At 45.9% G+C, this 20,444-nt stretch carries 19 protein-coding genes; 11 read left to right on the plus strand and 8 right to left on the minus strand.

Features of this window, described 5'->3' with window-relative positions:
- Positions 1–83 precede the first annotated feature (83 nt).
- The 5 genes from K0H61_RS12890 (at position 84) to K0H61_RS12910 (ending at position 4,851) form a co-directional block, all read left to right on the plus strand.
- Complete coding sequence (locus K0H61_RS12890; RefSeq protein ID WP_220049764.1) at positions 84–1,493, plus strand: peptidoglycan DD-metalloendopeptidase family protein; 1,410 nt, start codon at positions 84–86, stop codon at positions 1,491–1,493.
- A complete protein-coding gene (locus K0H61_RS12895; RefSeq protein ID WP_220049765.1) occupies positions 1,493–2,623 on the plus strand; it encodes an anhydro-N-acetylmuramic acid kinase in 1,131 nt (376 codons plus the stop codon). The genes K0H61_RS12890 and K0H61_RS12895 overlap by 1 nt, the downstream gene beginning before the upstream one ends.
- Before the next feature lie 531 nt (positions 2,624–3,154).
- Positions 3,155–3,850, plus strand: coding sequence for an aquaporin Z (aqpZ, locus tag K0H61_RS12900; protein ID WP_220049766.1), 696 nt, complete (start codon positions 3,155–3,157; stop codon positions 3,848–3,850).
- 145 nt (positions 3,851–3,995) lie between these two features.
- Positions 3,996–4,376: a DUF2750 domain-containing protein gene (locus tag K0H61_RS12905; protein WP_220049767.1), complete on the plus strand. Its 381-nt coding sequence runs from the start codon at positions 3,996–3,998 to the stop codon at positions 4,374–4,376.
- Positions 4,377–4,401: 25 nt separating this feature from the next.
- Positions 4,402–4,851 carry a hypothetical protein gene (locus K0H61_RS12910; RefSeq protein ID WP_220049768.1) on the plus strand — a complete coding sequence of 150 codons (450 nt, stop codon included), beginning with the start codon at positions 4,402–4,404 and terminating at the stop codon, positions 4,849–4,851.
- A gap of 70 nt (positions 4,852–4,921) precedes the next feature.
- Here K0H61_RS12910 and erpA read toward each other — a convergent pair whose 3' ends face one another.
- Entirely contained in the window at positions 4,922–5,272 is a 351-nt protein-coding gene (erpA, locus tag K0H61_RS12915; protein WP_007649973.1) for an iron-sulfur cluster insertion protein ErpA, read from the minus strand.
- Positions 5,265–6,068, minus strand: a complete 804-nt coding sequence (locus K0H61_RS12920; protein ID WP_220049769.1) for a DUF6776 family protein — start codon at positions 6,066–6,068, stop codon at positions 5,265–5,267. Before K0H61_RS12920 ends, erpA begins: the two co-directional genes overlap by 8 nt.
- Before the next feature lie 72 nt (positions 6,069–6,140).
- On the opposite strand from K0H61_RS12920, the gene K0H61_RS12925 reads away from it, so the two are divergent.
- The 4 genes from K0H61_RS12925 (at position 6,141) to nhaD (ending at position 12,169) form a co-directional block, all read left to right on the plus strand.
- Positions 6,141–7,865 (plus strand): chloride channel protein, encoded by a 1,725-nt coding sequence (locus tag K0H61_RS12925; RefSeq protein WP_220052706.1) that lies wholly within the window; start codon positions 6,141–6,143, stop codon positions 7,863–7,865.
- 189 nt (positions 7,866–8,054) lie between these two features.
- Positions 8,055–9,074, plus strand: coding sequence for an aspartate carbamoyltransferase (locus K0H61_RS12930; RefSeq protein WP_220049770.1), 1,020 nt, complete (start codon positions 8,055–8,057; stop codon positions 9,072–9,074).
- A gap of 26 nt (positions 9,075–9,100) precedes the next feature.
- On the plus strand, positions 9,101–10,387 hold the full coding sequence (hemL, locus tag K0H61_RS12935; protein WP_220049772.1) for a glutamate-1-semialdehyde 2,1-aminomutase: 1,287 nt from the start codon (positions 9,101–9,103) through the stop codon (positions 10,385–10,387).
- 534 nt (positions 10,388–10,921) lie between these two features.
- On the plus strand, positions 10,922–12,169 hold the full coding sequence (gene nhaD / locus K0H61_RS12940) for a sodium:proton antiporter NhaD (RefSeq protein WP_220049773.1): 1,248 nt from the start codon (positions 10,922–10,924) through the stop codon (positions 12,167–12,169).
- A gap of 73 nt (positions 12,170–12,242) precedes the next feature.
- On the opposite strand, the gene K0H61_RS12945 is transcribed toward nhaD, so the two are convergent.
- Entirely contained in the window at positions 12,243–13,349 is a 1,107-nt protein-coding gene (locus K0H61_RS12945) for a general secretion pathway protein GspB (protein WP_220049774.1), read from the minus strand.
- Positions 13,349–15,004 carry an ExeA family protein gene (locus K0H61_RS12950; RefSeq protein WP_220049776.1) on the minus strand — a complete coding sequence of 552 codons (1,656 nt, stop codon included), beginning with the start codon at positions 15,002–15,004 and terminating at the stop codon, positions 13,349–13,351. Before K0H61_RS12950 ends, K0H61_RS12945 begins: the two co-directional genes overlap by 1 nt.
- A 155-nt stretch (positions 15,005–15,159) precedes the next feature.
- Here K0H61_RS12950 and K0H61_RS12955 point away from each other — a divergent pair, with 155 nt between their 5' ends.
- Together K0H61_RS12955 and K0H61_RS12960 are read left to right on the plus strand one after the other, a co-directional pair.
- Entirely contained in the window at positions 15,160–16,389 is a 1,230-nt protein-coding gene (locus K0H61_RS12955) for a multifunctional CCA addition/repair protein (protein ID WP_220049777.1), read from the plus strand.
- A 256-nt stretch (positions 16,390–16,645) separates the two neighbouring features.
- The gene (locus K0H61_RS12960) at positions 16,646–16,912 is read left to right on the plus strand and encodes an Lpp/OprI family alanine-zipper lipoprotein (RefSeq protein ID WP_011623648.1); all 267 of its coding nucleotides are present in this window, start codon (positions 16,646–16,648) and stop codon (positions 16,910–16,912) included.
- Between the two features lie 648 nt (positions 16,913–17,560).
- Here the strand turns inward: K0H61_RS12960 and K0H61_RS12965 are convergent.
- From K0H61_RS12965 to folB, 4 genes are all read right to left on the minus strand, one after another.
- On the minus strand, positions 17,561–18,385 hold the full coding sequence (locus K0H61_RS12965) for a putative RNA methyltransferase (RefSeq protein WP_220049778.1): 825 nt from the start codon (positions 18,383–18,385) through the stop codon (positions 17,561–17,563).
- Positions 18,386–18,467: 82 nt separating this feature from the next.
- Positions 18,468–19,268 carry an undecaprenyl-diphosphate phosphatase gene (locus K0H61_RS12970; protein WP_220049780.1) on the minus strand — a complete coding sequence of 267 codons (801 nt, stop codon included), beginning with the start codon at positions 19,266–19,268 and terminating at the stop codon, positions 18,468–18,470.
- Positions 19,269–19,286: 18 nt separating this feature from the next.
- Complete coding sequence (gene folK, locus K0H61_RS12975; protein WP_220049781.1) at positions 19,287–19,790, minus strand: 2-amino-4-hydroxy-6-hydroxymethyldihydropteridine diphosphokinase; 504 nt, start codon at positions 19,788–19,790, stop codon at positions 19,287–19,289.
- A gap of 57 nt (positions 19,791–19,847) precedes the next feature.
- Positions 19,848–20,198 (minus strand): dihydroneopterin aldolase, encoded by a 351-nt coding sequence (folB, locus tag K0H61_RS12980; RefSeq protein ID WP_220049782.1) that lies wholly within the window; start codon positions 20,196–20,198, stop codon positions 19,848–19,850.
- Positions 20,199–20,444: the final 246 nt, after the last annotated feature.

Genomic DNA, 20,444 nt, shown 5'->3' on the forward strand with positions numbered 1-20,444 from the left:
TTATGTTACTTGTTAGCCACCATAATTGAAAGTGTGTACACTATCGGGATTATTCAAGCCACAGGTAATCGGTATCGGCGTTAATGGGAAAGGTTATTACGTTATTTAAATTGTTGCCAAAAAAGCACCAAGTTCTCCTCAGCATTCTTTCTGTTATCACTATGATAACCATGCTCTTCCCATCAGAAGAAGCGCAAGCTTCAAGACAGACGGCGGGTATAGTTGAAAACGCACAGATTAACACCCGTTATGATGTGCCGTTAGCCTTTCGCACACCCGGTCGCCCTGAAGGCTTAATCAGTGAAGAATCACAACCTAGCAACCTCAATGGTGCAGAGCCAATGTCATCTGCAGCCGCACTGGCGTCGGGCGAGGCTAAGTTAGACATCGAAACCCGAGAAAATGCCCAACACAGAGATGTGGAGCATTTTAATGTGAAAAACGGTGACACCTTAGCCGCGGTATTTGAACGCGCGGGCCTGAGCAGTAAGGATGTATACCAAATTACTCAACTTCCTCTGGCTAAACAGAATTTACTGAAAATTATCCCAGGGGAAGAAATTGTGATCTCTAAGGATATTAATGGTGAACTTACTGAAGTGCGCTATCGTCTTAATGCGGCCTCAACCTTAGTCATCAGTAAAGAGAACGATCAATACCACGAAAAGATTTCCGAGAAAGATATCGAAATTCGTAGCCACTTCGTCAATGCCAAGATCAAGAGTAACTTTTGGAATGCTGCTGTCGATGCCGGCTTAAATGCAAACCAAATCATGCAACTATCTACGGTATTTGGCTGGGACATCGACTTCGCCTTAGATTTACGTGAAGGTGACACTTTTGCCATTGTCTATGAGCAGGAATATGCCGAAGGCGAATTTTTGCGCAATGGGAATATCTTAGCCGCCGAATTTATCAACCAAGGTGAGCGCTATACCGCCATTCGTTATACCGACGGCAACTACTACTCCGAAAACGGTACGAGTATGCGTAAGGCCTTCCTGCGCTCACCGGTCGATTTCAAGTACGTAAGCTCTAATTTCAATCCCAAACGCTTACACCCTGTAACTGGCCAAGTAAAAGCCCACCGCGGCGTGGATTACGTTGCGGCGATTGGCACACCCATTAAGGCGGCGGGTAGCGGTAAGGTCATTGAAGCTGGATACAATCAATTCAACGGTAACTATGTGTTTATCAAACACAACGATACCTACACCACTAAGTATTTGCACTTAACTAAACGCAATGTGAGCAAAGGCGCGAGTGTAAAACAGGGCCAAATTATTGGTACTTTAGGCAAAACAGGTCGTGTGACTGGCGCTCACCTACACTATGAGTTCATCGTTAATGGCGTGCACCGCAACCCAAGAACCGTGACCTTACCTAAGGCTGAAGCCATAGCGCAGAAAGAAAAACCGCAATTTGATGCCCTAAGTAAGCAGTTGATGGCTACAATTTCGCAAAGCAAGCAATCTGAATTGGCGATGCAATAATGACGGAAAACTATCAAGCTAAACAACATGCCTATTATATTGGGCTAATGTCGGGCACCAGTATGGATGGGGTTGATGCCGTATTGGTCGATTTTGCATCTGAGCAGCCTAAGCTGATTAGCAGCCATACCGAAACTATTCCGACCCATTTGCTCAAAGGGCTACAACGTCTCTGTATTCCGGGCGCCGATGAAATTAACAGACTCGGACGCATCGATCGCAGTGTCGGGCAGTTATTTGCCTTGGCGGTCAATAACCTGTTAGCCAAAACCGATATCCCCAAAGAAGACATTATCGCCATCGGCAGCCACGGCCAAACTGTGCGCCATATGCCAAACCTCGAAGTCGGCTTCACCTTGCAAATTGGTGACCCAAATACCATTGCGACTGAAACAGGCATCGATGTGATTGCCGATTTTCGTCGTAAAGACATTGCCTTAGGTGGACAAGGTGCGCCGCTGGTTCCCGCATTCCATCAGCAAAGTTTTGCCCGATTGGGTAAAAAGCGCGTGATCCTCAACATTGGTGGCATCGCCAACATTACCTATTTGCCAGGCAACAGCGAAGAGGTATTAGGTTTCGATACTGGCCCTGGCAACACTTTGATAGATGCCTGGATCCAACAGGTCAAAGGTGAGTCATTTGATAGGGATGGTGATTGGGCCGCATCGGGGAAAACGGATCCCCAGCTCCTATCCCATATGCTCTCTCATCCCTACTTCTCCCTCGCTTATCCTAAAAGTACGGGGCGTGAACTCTTTAATCAGGCTTGGTTAGAGCAGCAATTATCGGCTTTTAATCAGTTAGATGAAGAAGATATTCAATCGACCTTACTGGATTTAACCTGCCACAGCATCGCGATGGAAATCGGTAAACTTTCCCCTGAGGGTGAATTGTTTGTCTGTGGGGGCGGCGCCTTTAACCGCGAATTGATGCAGCGCTTAAGCACGCTTCTGCCAGGTTACAGCATAGAGACCACATCAGCCCTTGGGGTCGACCCTAAATGGGCCGAAGGTATCGCCTTTGCTTGGCTCGCGATGCGTCATCATTTGGGGCTGCCGGCAAACCTTCCCGCCGTCACAGGCGCCTCCCGTGAAGCTGTGCTTGGCGGAAGATTTAGCGCTAAATAAATCGCTTTAGCTCAACCTTTTTAATCAAAAGTGCATAAAGGCCTAATAAAAAAGGCATTTGTGCACTTTTACTTTCTGGTCTAATGAATTCAAGCAACCCTGTTTTTAGCAACTAACAATTTTTCGCCTTTCATCCCCTCCCCCGCTTCTCCCCTCATACCTTGAACTAGGCATTTTCGCAGTACCCCGCCTGTAACCGCATTTCTCGCTTTTAATCCTACTTTGATAAAAATACGAAGTATAAAAATCCGTCTATGATTAATCACAGTAGTGTCATCTACTCAAGCTAAAGTCATTGTTAACTAAGCAGTAACGACGTTGCATTTAGCGTTCGAGTATTGCCTTAGGGCATTTTAGTTTTGGCATAATGTAATGGCATTACTGTGCGCAATCACACTTATTTTAAGGGAATAAAACACTATCTCGCGCTTCCCATGGCCTGATAATCCAGACTTATGCGCTTGGCCTATGCAGAACTTCAGCAAAATAAGCTGATGATCATAGCTAAGTCATTGAATAGGAAATTTAACAATGAATATGTCACAAAAAATGGCGGCAGAATTTCTCGGTACACTTTGGTTGGTACTTGGCGGTTGTGGCAGCGCAGTATTGGCTGCAGCCTTCCCCGATGTTGGCATCGGTCTCCTTGGCGTCTCACTCGCCTTCGGTTTAACCGTGCTAACTATGGCATTTGCCATAGGTCATATCTCAGGGTGTCACCTCAACCCTGCAGTATCTTTTGGCCTTTGGGCTGGCGGTCGCTTTCCTGCCGCAGAGTTACTGCCCTATATCATTGCCCAAGTAGCAGGCGGCATTGCAGGGGCTGGCATTTTGTTCTTAATCGCCTCTGGCCAAGAAGGATTCAGCCTTGCTGCGGGTTTTGCGTCTAACGGATTTGGCGAACACTCTCCCGGCGGCTATAGCATGATGTCGGTGCTTATCTGTGAAATAGTGATGACGCTGTTCTTCTTGTTAATGATTTTGGGCTCAACCGATTCGAGAGCCCCACAGGGCTTTGCCCCTATCGCCATCGGTCTCTGTTTGACCCTGATTCACCTTATTAGCATTCCAGTGTCAAACACCTCAGTAAACCCCGCTCGCAGTACCGGTCCTGCGTTATTTGTTGGTGATTGGGCGGTTTCGCAGCTGTGGATTTTCTGGGTAGCTCCTATCCTTGGTGCAATTATCGCAGGCTTTATTTACCGCTATTTTAACGAAGCTAAATAGCCCTATGAGCCAACAGCGCCCACTTGGCGCTGTTGTGCTTTTTCAAACCTCGCTCTAATGTTACCATTTCGCTATCCGGTGACTTTTGCTGTGTTGATGTCAAACACAACAGGCTTCGCCCAATCCACGCATAAGAGATATTTTCATGAGCAAGACAGTTAAAACCTTCGCCGAAGCCGCAGCCATGACGCCAGAGGGTCGTTACGACTACCTCGTTGAACAAGTTAAAGCGAGCAAAGTGTTATGGACACTGCAGGATCAAGACGGTTGCGTAATGCTAACAACCGAAGATGAAGATTGCATCCCATTGTGGCCAACTGAAGAAGCGGCAGAATCGTGGGCCGTTGACGATTGGAGCGAATGTCAAACGTTAGCGATTCCATACGATGAGTGGCATGAGCGTTGGGTGCCAGGGATGGAAGATGATGACCTGTTTGTGGCCGTATTCCCAGTGCAGGACGATCTTGGTGTTGTAATCCCACCTTATGAGTTAGATCAACGCCTTATCACTAAGCAAAGCCACTAATAGGCTAAGTTAAGCGAGAAAAACTATGAGTGAGCACCAAGCGACATTACCTAAAGAAGACGCTGTAGCAGCGTCCCGCCCTCGTTTACCCAAACGACTGATAGTGTTGCTCCTTGTCTATGTAGCCGCTTCCGTAAGTGGCATAATGGCTAAGCAAGGAGTGTTATTCTGTGTGCTTACCCTGTTTATGGTGCTAGGGATTTTAGGCCGTCAAAAGGCTGGGCTTATCATGCTAAGGGGATATACCTTATTGCAACTTGCACTTATTAGCATGCTGCCGGTAATAATGTACGATCCCGATAACCTTGTGGCAGGTCCAACGACAGTACACTTTGGTGAATGGCAAGGAAAACTACCTGACTATGTTATTTTCTCCGTGCTGATAATCCTGTCGCTCCTCCAAGTTTGGATAGCATTCGATAAAAAAGTGAAATTATGGTTTAAGCCGCAGCTTAACCTTAATATCATGAATTAATGGCCCTTAACACAGCCATAAAAAAGCCGTCTTATCGACGGCTTTTTTGTTCTCAATAAGAGACGAAATCTTATACTGAGAAGCTCGCACCACAACCACAGGTTGTTGTTGCATTTGGGTTTTTAACGAAGAAGCGTGAACCTTCAAGACCCGAAGTATAATCCACTTCGCCACCAACAAGGTATTGTAAACTCATTGGATCGACGACCAATTGGACGCCTTGTTTCTCGACGGTAAAGTCACCGTCATTGACCTTTTCATCGAAGGTAAAACCATACTGGAATCCAGAACAACCGCCACCGGTCACATAGACACGTAGCTTAAGTGCAGGATTTTGCTCTTCTTCCAACAAGCCTTTCACCTTAGCGGCTGCCGCATCGGTAAATTTGATTGGCATTGCTGCGTCAGCTTGATCAGTCATTACTACCTCTTACATCAGTTTTCTGGGGCAAATTATCCGTTACCTGACTATTTTGTTCAAGTATTACCCGCGGTTCTTTTTCACCCTGTAATAACTCAGGGACACTGTAGACATGCTCAGTCTGCGAATTCTTGGTCCAGCGGCTCGATGGGACGACTACCTTCACCTTAACTTGGGACAAATTAAAGCCATCGGGCAGAGTGACCTTGGTTTCTATCACCTGAAAATAACGAAAATCAAATTCAAGCTTTCCCCCCGTGAGTTTGTTCACACTAAGCTCAGCAGGCTTACCATCCTGAACACCAATCAAGGTTATTTCAGTGCGCCCCTGAACGGCCTGCTTTCGCTTCTGTAGCTGGGTCAAAATCAATTTAAACAGTAATTCATTTTTCAACGCACCTTGGGTCATTTCCATCCCATGGATAGCCACCCCTTCGGCATTATCGTCGGGCGACATAATGCTACGATAAAAGGCTAAATCGCGTTCCAATTCCTTTTGTTTTTTCATCTGCTCGGCAAACATGCCCTGCATTTGGGCGTTGGCCTCTCGCTCTACAGTGAGTTCTAAATTTTTTGAAGCCAAAAGTTGGGTCTGCGCTTCAAGCTCAGCGGTTAATCTCTGAGTTTTACCGCCGATATGTTTAACGACGGGGTCGTCACTGTTTAGCAGCATAAAACTGACCCAAGCACCAAGGACAAAAGCCACGAGGACTAAAAGCAATAAATACACTGTAGATGGCCGATACTTGCGGTCCATCACTTGCAGCCGATCTAGCCAACGATGATAATTTGGCATTAGGTAACAGCCCCTTATAAAATACAGTCAACTCAATAATGAGTGCGATACAATACAACTCAGGCCATTGCAGTGCAAATAACCCTAAATAAAGTCGCGATTCAGCAAGCCATTGTCGCTTTAAAAAAATACCTTGCAACCGAGCTTAGGGATCACTTATCTCAGGCCAAAATCAGTGCACAGCTCTGCCTCTTGGCTCTCTTGTTTGCCATCTTCGCCTCTGGCGTCATCATATTGTTTAGACTACTTCTGCTTTGGGCAAATCAATATACCCAAATTGAAGAGATGGATTTTACGAGCCACGCCGCCGATTGGCGAGTGATACTGCCACTTTTGGGCGCATTATTAATTTGGATTGTGGCACGGTTGGGGTCTAAGCGATACAAACGTATGGGCATCGCTTACGTACTGCATAGGGTGAAATTGCACTACGGCAAAATCCCACTTCAATCAGCCCCAGGACAATTCTTCCAAGCGCTATTTGCCTTGGGGACTAACTTTTCAGTCGGTCGAGAAGGCCCTGCGATTCACCTAGGTGCAGTGAGCGCCAGTGTACTTGCGGAGAAATTTAATCTCCCCGATAACAGCGTGCGCATCATGTGCGCCAGCGGTATTGCCGCGGGGATTGCCGCCACCTTTAACGCGCCACTCGCAGCGGTGATATTCGTGCTTGAAGTGATTGTTCGGGAATACAAAGTCCATTACTTCTTCCCAATTATGCTCTCAGCCATATGCGGCGCAGTATCTAGCCAGTTGGTGTTTGGGAATGTTCACGAATTTGACCGCATTCAAGTGATCCATATTCCGCTCGATCACTATCCAATTTTAGCTTTAGGCGGTATTGGTCTTGGCTGCGCCGCTGCCTTCTTTAATTACACCCTGCTTAAAGTAACCGCAACAGGGCAAAACTGGCCGTTGATTTATCGGCTATTACTGGCAGGTAGCATCACTACACTCATTGGTCTAATCCTGCCCCAAGCTCTGGGCAGTGGTGATTTAGCCATAAGTGAAGCCATCAGCGAGCACCCGAGTTTATTGCTATTAATGGCGCTGCTGGCCGCTAAAATTATCGCGACTATTGCGGCAATTGGCCTAGGTATTCCAGGGGGCTTGATTGGCCCACTCTATGGCATTGGCGCACTGATTGGCGCCATTCTCGCCTTGGTCAGCGCCATTATATTTCCTTCTATTGCCCCCTATGTCGGACTCTATACCGTGATTGGCATGACAGCCATGATGGGGGTTTGCTTAAGTGCGCCGCTCGCGGCGTTAGTTGCATTACTCGAGATGACCAATGACGCCAGTATTATTTTGCCAGCGATGTTTGTGACTATTCCTGCATTTTTGATTGCCTATCAAGGCTTTAAAACCGATTCCATTTTCTTTAAACAGCTCGACATTATGGGACTGGGCTACAAGGTCGCGCCGGTCAATTTAGCGCTGCAGAAAAAGGGCGTGCGCTCACTGATGGATAAACGCTTTGTTATCGTCAATAACAACGACGAACTGCTACTTGAGGTATTAAAACGCGCCGAAGGTCGCCCAGTGCTAGTACGTAATGCCGATGGGGTCATTGAGATGCTCAGCCTTGAAATGCAGTCCTACGATGATAATGTCACCCTTTCGCGCCATCCAATGCAGGGCTTAAGTGACACAAAAACCTTAGACGAAGTGTATTTGTTGCTTTCTGCCAAACGAAGTGGCGAAGTCTTTATCTATCAGGGCAGTCCAGAAAATGTTGTAGGGGTTATAAGTTGGTCAAACCTGCAACAGGAAATCCGCTCTGGCCAAGTCTAAGTCCTGCAAAGTTGCGCTTAGATTCACAAAATACTGTATTAGCGCCCTAAAAAAGCCTTGCTAGGGCGCAGCTGCTATTTCGTTGCCAGAGTGCATCTGCTAGAATTGCGCCTCAGCCACCCTACATATACACCCAGGGCAAAGCGCGAATATGCACTTTAACGCCCCCCAAAATTGGAAAACAGGCTGATGAACCAGTTCGAAGGATCCCACATCCTCTCAGTAAACCAGTTAGATCTTGATTCAATCCAAACTATTTTTAATGTCGCTAACCGTATGACGCCCTACGCACTTCGCGAGAAGCGCACCAAAGTGCTCGATGGCGCCATTTTAGGTAACCTGTTTTTCGAACCTAGCACCCGTACCCGCGTAAGTTTTGGCTGTGCCTTTAACTTACTTGGCGGTCATGTGCGTGAAACAACCGGTATGGCGTCTTCATCATTGTCGAAGGGCGAATCTCTATACGACACCGCCCGCGTGTTATCGACCTACTCAGATGTGATTGCAATGCGCCATCCCGATGCTTACTCGGTCAGAGAGTTTGCCGAAGGCAGCCGTGTGCCCGTCATCAACGGTGGTGACGGCCCAAATGAACATCCAACCCAAGCTTTGCTCGATTTGTTCACCATCCAAAAGGAACTGGGTCACGCGGGTCGTGGCATCGATGGCATGCATATCGCGATGGTTGGCGATTTGAAGTTTGGCCGTACAGTGCATTCGCTTTCTCGCTTGTTGTGCATGTACAAAAACATTAGCTTCACGCTGATTTCACCAAGTGAATTAGCAATGCCTGACTATGTGATCTCTGCCATTGAAAATGCTGGCCATAGCATCAAAATAACAGACCAACTTGAAGGCAATTTAGATAAAGCCGATATTCTGTATCTGACCCGCATTCAAGAAGAACGCTTCCCCTCACAGGAGGAAGCCAATAAATACCGCGGCAAATTCCGTTTAAACCAAAGTATTTATACTCAACACTGCAAATCTAACACTGTGATCATGCATCCACTTCCAAGGGATTCACGTGCGCAAGCCAATGAGTTAGATAATGATTTGAACAGTCACCCTAATCTCGCTATCTTCAGACAGGCGGACAATGGACTGCTAATTCGTATGGCACTGTTTGCATTGACACTCGGCGTAGAATCGCAACTCGAAAAATACGAGTGTCCCGTTAACTGGTATTCACGTAAAGCCGATCGCTAATCGGCGACAAACTTTAAGGACTCAACATGACCCGTTCCGAAGCGCTATTTGAACAGGCTAAAAAAACCATTCCCGGCGGTGTTAACTCACCCGTACGAGCCTTTAATGGTGTCGGTGGCTCTCCCCTGTTTATTGAAAAAGCCGATGGCGCTTATATTTACGATGCAGATGGCAAAGCCTATATCGACTATGTCGGTTCTTGGGGCCCGATGATCTTAGGTCACAATCATCCTAAGATCCGCGAAGCGGTTCTTGCTGCGGTAGAAAACGGTTTGTCTTTCGGAGCCCCCACTGAACTCGAAGTACAAATGGCCGAGAAAGTGATTTCTATGGTGCCTTCGATTGAGCAAGTTCGTATGGTGAGCTCAGGTACTGAAGCGACCATGAGTGCGATTCGTTTAGCGCGCGGTTTCACGAATCGTGACAAGATCTTAAAGTTTGAAGGTTGCTACCATGGTCACGCCGATTGCCTATTAGTTAAAGCGGGGTCTGGCGCATTAACATTGGGTCAACCAAGCTCTCCAGGGATCCCTGAAGACTTCGCAAAACACACCTTAACCGCTGTGTATAACGATTTAGATTCTGTACGTACCCTGTTTGAGCAGTATCCAACTGACATCTCTTGCATCATCATCGAGCCTGTTGCCGGCAACATGAACTGCATTCCTCCTATCCCAGGCTTCCTTGAAGGCCTGCGTGACATCTGTGATGAGTTCGGTGCGCTACTGATCATCGATGAAGTCATGACAGGTTTCCGTGTATCTAAAAGTGGTGCACAAGGCTACTACGGGGTCACACCAGACCTAACCACCCTAGGTAAAGTGATCGGTGGTGGTATGCCAGTAGGAGCTTTTGGTGGTCGTAAAGAAGTGATGCAGTTTATCGCACCTAGCGGCCCAGTTTACCAAGCGGGCACACTGTCGGGTAACCCGATTGCGATGTCAGCGGGTCTAGCACAAATGGAAGCCCTGTGTGAAGAAGGACTTTACGAAGCGCTAAGTGCAAAAACCAAACGTATCGCCGAAGGCTTTAAAGCGGCAGCTGATAAGCACGGTATTCCAATGGCCATTAACTATGTTGGCGGGATGTTCGGTTTCTTCTTTACCGAGCAAGCGGAAATTACCCGTTTTGACCAAGTGACTCAGTGCAATATCGAGCACTTCCGTACCTTCTACCACGGCATGTTAGACGAAGGCGTTTACTTAGCACCGAGCGCCTATGAGGCAGGCTTCCTGTCGATGGCTCACGGTGAAGATGAGTTACGCTTAACCTTAGAAGCGGCTGATCGTGTTCTGGCGCGTATGGCAAGCTAAGGCTTTTGATAACCCATTAAAAAGGGACGCTCATGCGTCCCTTTTTGTTATCACTGGCCGAGTAGTCACGCTTGTCGTCAAAAAGGAGAAAAGTGCCCCTTTCGATTGTTTTTAAAAATGAACAGCATCGCTATCTGCAATGACAAATCTAGCCTTCAAAAATCGAGCAAATTGCATTTTCTCGCAAAATTTCATTTATAAAGAAAATTTAATTGCAGGATCTTCAGTTAGGCCCAAGTGTATTTCATCGTAGATTTAACTTTACACTCGATAATTTACTTATAGATAACCACATATATCACCACAAAATGACACCAACTTAGCACGCATGACTACAAAACAACCTATTTTTTCGTGGTAAGCATCACAAACCTACCCAAAACTGAGTCACGGCTAACAGTTGCGTTATTTACCCCATTATGTTCTGATCCGCACGCGTTCATAGGGCTGGCCTAAATAGGTCACTATAGAGACGCCAACCCATCGCTCAGCTACGAGCGGCCACACAATAAAACAGCAGTTGGAATTGCAGTTATGTTACATACCTTTCTTATCATACTGGCGGTGCTTGCATTGCTGAGTATTATTTTCGAAGAAGTGACCCACCTTAATAAAGCCAAGACGACTCTGTTCTTTGGTTGTATTTCTTGGATTGCACTATTTATGGCCGCCGGTGACCCCAGCCATGAGAAATTAGTGGCACACCAACTCAATGAAAACCTGCTGGAAATTGCTACTCTGTGGCTATTTTTGATGTCAACTATGACTTTTGTAGCCTATCTCAACGCCAAAGGCATGATCCAGATTATGGTGCAGAAGCTGTTCCCTCAAAAAGTTTCTGTACGTATGTTGATGATCCAAGTTGCTTTATTTGCCCTCGTCTTATCAGCATTCTGCGATAACGTAACCGCGACGCTGGTGTCTCTTGGCCTGTTAACCACCTTTAAACTCGAGAAACAAATGCGCCGTAGAATGGCGGTGTTAATTATCTTCGCAGTTAACTCAGGCGGTGTGGCACTAATCACTGGTGACGTAACTACTCTGATGATTTTCCTCGGTGGCCATGTTCATATTTCTGAACTTCTCGTGCTGTTCGTGCCAGCCGCACTGAGTGTTATCCTGCTAGCGACGCTGTTCTCATTAAAAGCCGAAGGTGTGGTTAGCACGACTCCGCTCAAGCAAAGCTACCAAACCGTCGATTTGCTGATCGCACTGGTCTTCTTCATTACCATTATCATGACCATGGTAATGAACATTCTCTTTGGTATACCACCAGTACTGACCTTCTTAAGCGGCCTGTCGATCATGTTCCTGATTGGCCATATCTTTCGTAGCGATTCAGAGGAAGTCAAAATTCTTGAATACATTCGCCAAGTGGAATACGACACCCTGTTGTTCTTCTTAGGTATTCTGCTGCTAGTTGGTATGCTTAAAGAAATCGGTACTTTAGATATGCTGACTGAAGCCTATGCAATGTTTAACCCTAACATTTCTAACTTCGTTACAGGTATGGGTTCAGCACTGATCGATAACGTGCCGTTAACTGCTGCATTGCTTAAAGCTAACCCAGTTCTAAACACCCCAGAATGGTTAGGCTTAACCTACAGTGTTGGCGTAGGTGGCTCTCTGCTGGTGATTGGTTCTGCGGCCGGTATCGTGGCTATGAGCAAAGTTAAGGAACTGACTTTCGTGAGCTACCTTAAATACGTTCCTGCCCTTCTCCTGTGCTACAGCGTTGGTTATGCGTTAACCCTGTTTATCGCCTATAACTTCTTTGCTTAACCTTGACTGCAAACGAAAAGGCGCCAATTGGCGCCTTTTGTTTTTTGGTGCTTTTTTAACGGTATCGAATCGATTAAATCGCTGGCACCTTAAATTGGGTTCCTTCTATTTCGAGCACTACATCCCTTGGACGAATGGAAACAATCGTTAACTTACCACGAATCTTATCGCCTTCCTGTAATTCAGCGCCATCGACATTAAGCCAGCGCTGGCGGGCATTAGTAGAATAGACATGGGCAACAATATTAAATTCTGGCACCTGTAACTGCACTGCCGCCGGTAGCTGACCATATTTAGGAATGTTATCTCCTTGGGGCTTTGGAATAGGATCTAGTTTTGGCTCTGTTACTGGCGTGGTTGCCGACTTAACATATTCAACTTCTTTCAATGCCTCTTGAAAGGTCTCAGCTAATTGCTGTTCATTACGGCGAGGAGGTACTTTATCTAGCCCAACATCGGCGGCAGCGGCGCTCACCTGCAGTCGTAGCGCCTCCAGCTGAGCTTGATTATAGCGTTCGGCATTAGCGCCCAGGGCGATTTCCTGTGGCTCTGAAGGCAATGTTTCGCCATAAGGGTCGTCGCGAGTCTCAGCAATATTATTTGGATAAGCAATATCATCATTTGCGTTCTGGTTAAGTGATTCATCTAACGCAGATGAGGTTTCAAGATAGTCATCATAACTTGGATCGTTTCGCCCGCTGGGTGCCATTTGCATCGTTTGGGCTGTCGCATTTCCTACTGGTATTGAATCTATCCGATTGGGTTCAGAAAACACCTGTGCCCGAGGTAGCGCGACTTTGCCTGCGAGACGGATACCCGATGTATCAGTGGATGATCCCGCGCTTCCCAGCTCAAGACGTTGCTCTTGTTGAACAGGCGAACTTTGGCCAGATACAAATTGTTCCATTAATGCTTGGCTATTAGTTAGTGCTTGGCCTTTAACAGTGGCATTCTCCGTTTGTACAGACAAGGTTGACTGTATTTGAGGCTGCCATACAGAAAGCCCCCACGCAGCACCAACGCCGACACTCATCGCCAGGGCGAGTAATGATAGTTTTGCCACTGGAATGCGCGATTCACGCGGCGCAGGGTAATTCACCCTAGGGGTAAAAACCGCATCAGGTAAAGGAGATGTCTGTTGCTGCTTATTGCGGGTTACCGCATCGAGTAAAATAGACATTAACTCTGCGCTCCGTTATCAGTTAGGCGCGGCCCCTGCTCACTTAAATACAAATTCAATCTCACTAAAGTTTGATTTCCTGCAATACCATCGGCTTTGAGGCCATGTTGGCTTTGGAAGGTTTTAAGGTCGATTTCTAATTGCACGTCGAATTGCGAAATATTTCTCGGGCTGCGATTGGCGACCTGAGCCAGCGCGTTTTCGAGCCACTGCACTTGAACCTGATTGGATTTTTGACCGATTTCCAGCATGGGATAGCTAGGCGCCTGCCAGAGAATTTCAAAGGTGCCGCTAAAGTGTTGATTAAACCAAGCGCGATCCACCCAAAGGCGTTGCTCACCTAACTGCATAAGTAGCTGCTCACCATCAACAGCAACCACAGCGCCATAAAAATCCTGTTGATTGTCATCCACAAGATACACCACAGCAGGATAATTCAACCGAGTTAACGACATCCAATTGCCCTGCTGCTGATAACAGGAAAGTCCTTGCTCAAAGGCTGACTGACATGCCGTTAAGCCCTTATAGGGCACTTTGCCCCAGACGCTGAAAAGTCCTGCGAAAGCGGTATCGATATTCCGGCTCTGCTGAATCGCATCCTGCAATATACGCAGACTTGATGAAGCGGTTACATCAGTTTGAACCTGCTTGGCGGCTGGCTGTATCGACGCCTGATTGGCGTTTAAAGACAATTGCGATTCGCTAGGCGAATGCGGTTGCGATTCAATTTTTACCGACTCTGTAGCGACAGCTTTAAGATCAGTAAATAGCCAATAAGAGACACCAAAGGCAATAAGTAAGGCCGCAGCACTGGCACTCGGCCACAATAATTTATTAGGTTTTTGTTCTTCTTCCCCCAACACCTCTGCAGCGGCTTGCCTCACCATGCGGTGATCTATTGGCACTTTAGATTGGGCATAACCTGCCATCAGGGCACGTTCACATAATAAGTTGATTAAACGGGGGATCCCACCACTGTAATGGTGAAGAACTTTAATGGCTTTGCGGGTAAACAAAGGTTCAAAACGGCCTGCCACCTGCAAACGGTGTAACACGTAAAGCGCAATTTCATCTTCGTTGAGTGGCAATAAATGATAACGGGCAGTAATGCGTTGAGCTAACTGTCTCAACTCCTGACGCCTTAACAGTTGCTGTAACTCAGGCTGGCCAATAAGGATCACCTGCAGCAGTTTTTTGGTATCGGTTTCGAGGTTAGTTAACAACCTCAATTGCTCTAATACCTCAGCACGTAAATGCTGCGCTTCATCAATAATCAGTACCGTATTGCGGCCTTTTTCATGGTTTGCTAGTAAGAAGCGACTCAAATGATCGGTAAGTTGCTTAAGCGTTGGATTTTCTCCATAGCTGATTTTTAGTTCATCACAAAGTGTTGCAAGTAACTCTAACTCTGTCAGCGAGGGATTAAGAATAAATGCAGTATCGGTATGATCGGGTAATTGTCCTAGTAAACAGCGAGAAACCGTGGTCTTGCCTGTTCCCACTTCCCCCGTTAACAACACAAAGCCGCCGGTTTCACCTAGGCCATAAGTTAAATGGGCTAAGGCCTCCCTATGCCTATCACTTAAAAATAAATAATGGGGGTTTGGTGCAATTGAAAAAGGGTTATCACTGAGTCCGTAAAAGGCCTTGTACATACCACCAATCATCCTAAGCTAATAAAGTCGCCCCACGTTAAAACGTCCTAAAGACATTGTCAAAGCCTCTGCGGCCGTGGGGAACACTCAATACATGTTTGCGCTCAAATTATCATGTTAAGCTATCGTAAGAACACATTAGCAATCGCATAACAGTGAAAATATATTTAGTCGGCGGGGCTGTACGTGACAGCCTACTCAATCTTCCTATCAAAGATAAAGACTTTATGGTCGTTGGCGCGACGCCCGAGCAGATGCTGCAATTGGGTTATCGTCAGGTCGGGAAGGACTTTCCCGTGTTCCTTCACCCCACCACCCAACAGGAATATGCCCTCGCACGTACTGAGCGTAAAGTGGGCTTAGGTTATGGTGGCTTTAGCTGTTATGCCAGCCCCGATGTCACTCTCGAGCAGGACTTACTTCGCCGAGATTTGACCATTAATGCCATCGCAAAGGACGACGAAGGCAATCTCTATGATCCCTATAATGGGATAAAAGATATTGAAGCTAGGCAGCTGCGCCATGTGTCAGCAGCCTTCGCGGAAGATCCTTTAAGGGTGCTTCGCGTCGCTCGATTTGCCGCCCGCTTTTACGAGTTAGGCTTTAAAGTCGCTTCCGAAACCATGGCGTTGATGCAGCAAATGAGCCATAGCGATGAGCTTAATGCTATCACGCCAGAGCGTGTCTGGCAGGAAGTCGATAGAAGTTTAAAGGGGCCAAATCCAGAAATCTTCTTTGAAGTGCTGCGCCAATGCGGCGCCTTAAAGGTGTTATTTCCTGAAATCGATGCCCTATTTGGTATACCTCAGCCTGAAAAATGGCACCCAGAAATCGATACAGGGGTTCACACTCTAATGGTGTTGTCGCAGGCAACACGCCTCAGCCAAGCTAGCGCAGTTCGATTTGCCGCCTTAGTACACGACCTTGGCAAGGCATTAAGCCCCAAGGCGCATTTACCTAAGCATCACGGACATGGACAAAAGGGGCTTCCGCTGATTAATGCCCTGTGTACTCGCCTTCGAATTCAAAATGAATACCGGGATCTTGCCCTGTTAGTGAGCGATAAGCATCAGAATGTACATCAAGCCTTCGAGCTAAGAGCTGAAACCATCGTCAAACTGTTCGATAAAGCCGATTTTTGGCGAAAACCTGAACGTCTTGAGCAGCTACTGCTTGTTTGCATCGCCGATATGCGTGGCAGAACTGGATTTGAGGAGCATGATTATCCTCAAGCCAATTACTTGAGGGCATGTTTTTCAACGGCAAGTAAGGTCAATGTCGGTGCAATTATTGAGGCGGGATTTAAGGGTGCTGAGATTAAACAACAGCTCCATTTACAGCGTATCGAAGCTGTCCAGCAACTAAAGGCACTAACAGATTGTTAGGCTGAATAAAAAGCGCCACGAATATGTAGCAAAAATGTAAAAATAGCCACACTTTCTGGTAAATTTGGTCCTTTTTTTCGATGAAAAATGATGGAATAAAGGGGAAAAAACGCTTTTTAAAAAAATTTATATGTTTATAGTGGTTAAACCCATTAATATTCGTAGCAAATTAAAATAGCTATGTCATAATTAGGGAAGTTTCGATTCTAAAGTGGCGAAACTTTCAAATCCAACCTATTTTAAGGGATTTTTTACAATGAACAAAAAAGTACTGATGATTGCTGGTTTAGCAATGACTGCCCTGCTAGGTGGTTGTGCAAACACTACTGCTCTAGAAGAAAGCGTTGCTACTCTGGGCAACAAAGTTGATCAATTATCAGCTGATGTTAGCTCTCTGAAATCAGAGCAAAGCAAACTGTCTGCAGACGTTAAAGATGCTAAAGCAGCAGCTATGGACGCACAAGCAGAAGCTAAGCGCGCTAACGACCGTTTAGACAACGTTGCTTCTCGTTACAAGAAGTAATGATAAGTAAATAACCTGTATTTCAACAGGTTAACCTGAAAGGCTTGAATGAGATGCTAGCGATGAGCACATCCAATCAAGCCTTTTTTTATTGCCTTTTTTATTTCTCTTTTCAAAGCTATCCTAATTGTTCAATATAAAACACTGAATTCTTTAACAGCATTTTAGCAAGTTTCATCACAGTCTCTTTAAGCCTTTCATCTTTATATACCGCGACCATTTACTGCTGAATAAATTAAAACCAACAGTTAACCGCACGGCGACTTTTTTATTTACAGAATTAAAAATCCCTATCCAATAGTTAATTTAAACATTTGCTCTTTTCGTTAAGCTTATATTCAGGAATTTTATTTTTAGTAACGTTTTTTCTCCCCAATATAAAGAAAATAAAACTGCTCTAGCATTCACAATTAAAGTGCTAGAGGACAATCAGGTAAGGCTATTATTGGGGACTAAAAAAGTATCAAGGCAAGTATTTGCTATATGACAATTACTATTTACATATAAACAACAAAAAAGGTCGATTACTATCATGTACTTGCGTAATTGACCTAATGAAACCCTCCAAAAACGCATCGGTTAAGCTACTGAAAAAATTACCTAACTCCAAATTTAAACGCTATTTTCAGACAATTTAGCTCAGTTCGGCTATTTCTGCGCCAATATCAATAAAAAGTCGATTTCCAGATCATCGAATTGTTGTGAGCGAATGCTTTGTTTAGTCTTATCCGATACACGCCATGCGAATGGTGCCATCTCCAATAGAATTAACGCCTGCTCCCCAGTGACACTTAGCCTAAACTTCGAGGATTGCTGTTCGATGAGCGTTAGCTCAGAAGGAAGGTTGATATTAGGTTCTTTCTCTTCGAGTTCGGTGTAAATCATTTCTTTGAGTTGCCACAAGTGACGTGCCCCAGGCATCACCAACAACATCAGCCCTTGCGGCTTCAGCACCCTTACACATTCCTTACCCTTTAGTGGTTTATCGATCACTGTTACCACATCGATACTGTTATCAGCAAAAGGCAGCACTTTAGAAGTGGATAGGCATAGCATGCCTGGTGTTTGCGCTTTAGCTGCGGCAAAGATGGCATTTTCTGCGTCCGCAGCGCCACTGTAATGGACGTTAACGCCATTTGCAGCACTAGATAAGCAAGATGCAAGAGAACGTAAATAGAAGCCATCAGCGCACTCGTAGTCCAATAAGCAACTTTCATCGGCTATCTTAGGACTAAGCATGGAGGCCATTTGCACAATTAAAGGGGCAAAAATGCCAGATTCGAGTAAAAACCGCTTAGCGCGTAATTGCTGACGACTATCCCCTGTTGGCTTTTGCCGTTGCGGCTTAGTAAAAATCCAGTATCCCTGCTCGCTCTTGTCAAAATGGTGCTTATTAGCGCAATAAAAACCCAGAGATGCCTGATGCTGCAACAGTGCAAGACCACAGGTTGGGCATTGAAATTGTAGACCCATGTATTTCTCCGAATAAAAAATGGGTGCCTATAAACGTAAAAATCGGGTACTAGACCCGATTTTTATTAGTGATGCTTGGCTATTATAGGAAGATAAATCCGCATAGCACAGCACCGAGGATAAGCCGGTAAATCACAAATGGGGTCATCCCAATCCGGCTGATGATCTTTAAGAAATAATGAATACAAGCGTAAGCCGAGACAAAGGAAATCACAGTACCTAATAGCAGGGAATGATAATCAATCGGTAACGGACTTTCGGCTAAATCTTTACCCACCAATATCGCCGCGCCAAGACTGACAGGAACTGACATTAAAAAGGAGAATCGTGCAGCCGCATCACGACTTAAACCTAACATTAAGGCAGCTGTCATGGTCGCGCCCGAACGAGATGTGCCTGGGATAAGAGCAAGCGCTTGAGCAAAACCAATAAGCAACGCCTTGCGCCAGCCTGTTTGGTACACAGTTAACTCCCGTCGTGACATCTTATCAGCCCACCAGAGCAATAGGCCAAATACGATGGTGGTTACTGCAATTACGCCTGCGCTACGCAGGTGGGTCTCGATAAAACCCTTAGCGGCAAAACCAAAAAATACCGCAGGTAAGGTCGCTAAAATAATCCACCAAGCGAGTTTACTGTCATCGCTCCGTTGCCCCTTAACAATACTCGCCACCCAAGCATTGAACATTGCCCATAACTCGTGTCTGAAATAAATCACGACCGCTAACAGGGAGCCAGTATTAACGGCAACATCGAAGGATAACCCTTGATCTTCCCAACCTAAAAGCTGCGCAGGCAGAATTAAATGGGCCGAACTCGAAATGGGGAGAAACTCAGTCAATCCTTGAATTAACGCGAGAATAATTACCTGAAACGTATCCATGACAATCCTATCAATTAATTAAATCGTAAGCCCTTGTGGCCATTCAAATGCCACTGGCCAGAGCTTTTGGGAAGCTTTATCGTAATCCCGCCACATTGCCCCATAACTCATACATGTTATTGGGTGAATCAAGTCAGGCGCAATTTCCGCCAGCGGCCAGAGCACAAAGGCATTAGTGGTAATTTCAGCTCTGGGCAAGACCACAGGCGTTTGACAAACCACCTCATCAAACAGCAATAAATCGATATCGAGCGTGCGTGGGGTATACTTTTTAGCGCCTATCAAACGGTCGTGATTCTGCTCGATCTGCTTAAATAGCGCAATGACCTCTGCAATGTCTAAATGCGTCTTCGCACTCACCACCATATTGAGAAAATTAGTGCCATCAAAGCCGACCGCTTCACTCTCATACATAGAAGAAAGCGTAAGGGGCCCTAACTGTTCCCTTAGGGAGGTAAGACCCGATTTAAGGTAACGCTCAGGTTCAATATTGCTACCTAAGCTAATATAGATAACTGCCATGTGACCTCTAAACCATCTCTCAATTACACCAAGAGCAACAACACTGGAGCTCAAACCTTAACGCGAACGTTCAATCTCAACGCCAACACTTGCTGCTGTAGGCACAGCACCGGGCTTCATCACTACTACTTTTACCCACGTCACCTTAAATTCGGTTAACAGGCATTCAGCTACCCGCTCAGCAACAGTTTCAATCAGCTCGATAGGATGCTCAGTGACAAGTTGGGTCAATCGGTTTGAAACCGTTTCATAGCAAAGCGCAAACTTATAATCATCGGTAGCTGCCGCTTGCTTAATATCCCAAGCCATGTCAAGATCTAAAAACAGGCTCTGCTGAATTTTCTTTTCCCAATCATAGACACCAATCACAGTATCTATACGTAATTGTCGAATAAGCACTTTATCCATAGGTTTTCCTACTAACTCATTGGCATGAGGTCTGATAAGCTAATCGCGATTAGCACGGTATAATCCGCACGTTCCACTAAATGACTAATTTACTTTCTACGCGAACCAATCCGAAGTAGGATATCTGCCAACAGGAATAAGTGCGTGTACAAATTAACGTGACTATCACAGGTTACGTTATCGCAAAAGCTTATGACATTAAGCTTGCCAATTAGGCGTTGTAAATTGTGGCGCGATAATACCTTA

The sequence above is a fragment of the Shewanella acanthi genome, assembly GCF_019457475.1.
Lineage (GTDB): Bacteria > Pseudomonadota > Gammaproteobacteria > Enterobacterales > Shewanellaceae > Shewanella > Shewanella acanthi.

Bases quoted from the DNA above. Each gene is read 5' to 3' on its own strand.
- K0H61_RS12945 (WP_220049774.1), bottom strand. From the start codon at position 13,349: ATGTCTATTTTACTCGATGCGGTAACCCGCAATAAGCAGCAACAGACA.
- K0H61_RS12895 (WP_220049765.1), top strand. From the start codon at position 1,493: ATGACGGAAAACTATCAAGCTAAACAACATGCCTATTATATTGGGCTA.
- hemL (WP_220049772.1), top strand. From the start codon at position 9,101: ATGACCCGTTCCGAAGCGCTATTTGAACAGGCTAAAAAAACCATTCCC.
- aqpZ (WP_220049766.1), top strand. From the start codon at position 3,155: ATGAATATGTCACAAAAAATGGCGGCAGAATTTCTCGGTACACTTTGG.
- erpA (WP_007649973.1), bottom strand. From the start codon at position 5,272: ATGACTGATCAAGCTGACGCAGCAATGCCAATCAAATTTACCGATGCG.
- K0H61_RS12965 (WP_220049778.1), bottom strand. From the start codon at position 18,385: ATGGGTCTACAATTTCAATGCCCAACCTGTGGTCTTGCACTGTTGCAG.
- K0H61_RS12910 (WP_220049768.1), top strand. From the start codon at position 4,402: ATGAGTGAGCACCAAGCGACATTACCTAAAGAAGACGCTGTAGCAGCG.
- folB (WP_220049782.1), bottom strand. From the start codon at position 20,198: ATGGATAAAGTGCTTATTCGACAATTACGTATAGATACTGTGATTGGT.
- nhaD (WP_220049773.1), top strand. From the start codon at position 10,922: ATGTTACATACCTTTCTTATCATACTGGCGGTGCTTGCATTGCTGAGT.
- K0H61_RS12930 (WP_220049770.1), top strand. From the start codon at position 8,055: ATGAACCAGTTCGAAGGATCCCACATCCTCTCAGTAAACCAGTTAGAT.
- K0H61_RS12920 (WP_220049769.1), bottom strand. From the start codon at position 6,068: ATGCCAAATTATCATCGTTGGCTAGATCGGCTGCAAGTGATGGACCGC.
- folK (WP_220049781.1), bottom strand. From the start codon at position 19,790: ATGGCAGTTATCTATATTAGCTTAGGTAGCAATATTGAACCTGAGCGT.
- K0H61_RS12905 (WP_220049767.1), top strand. From the start codon at position 3,996: ATGAGCAAGACAGTTAAAACCTTCGCCGAAGCCGCAGCCATGACGCCA.
- K0H61_RS12960 (WP_011623648.1), top strand. From the start codon at position 16,646: ATGAACAAAAAAGTACTGATGATTGCTGGTTTAGCAATGACTGCCCTG.
- K0H61_RS12950 (WP_220049776.1), bottom strand. From the start codon at position 15,004: ATGTACAAGGCCTTTTACGGACTCAGTGATAACCCTTTTTCAATTGCA.
- K0H61_RS12890 (WP_220049764.1), top strand. From the start codon at position 84: ATGGGAAAGGTTATTACGTTATTTAAATTGTTGCCAAAAAAGCACCAA.
- K0H61_RS12970 (WP_220049780.1), bottom strand. From the start codon at position 19,268: ATGGATACGTTTCAGGTAATTATTCTCGCGTTAATTCAAGGATTGACT.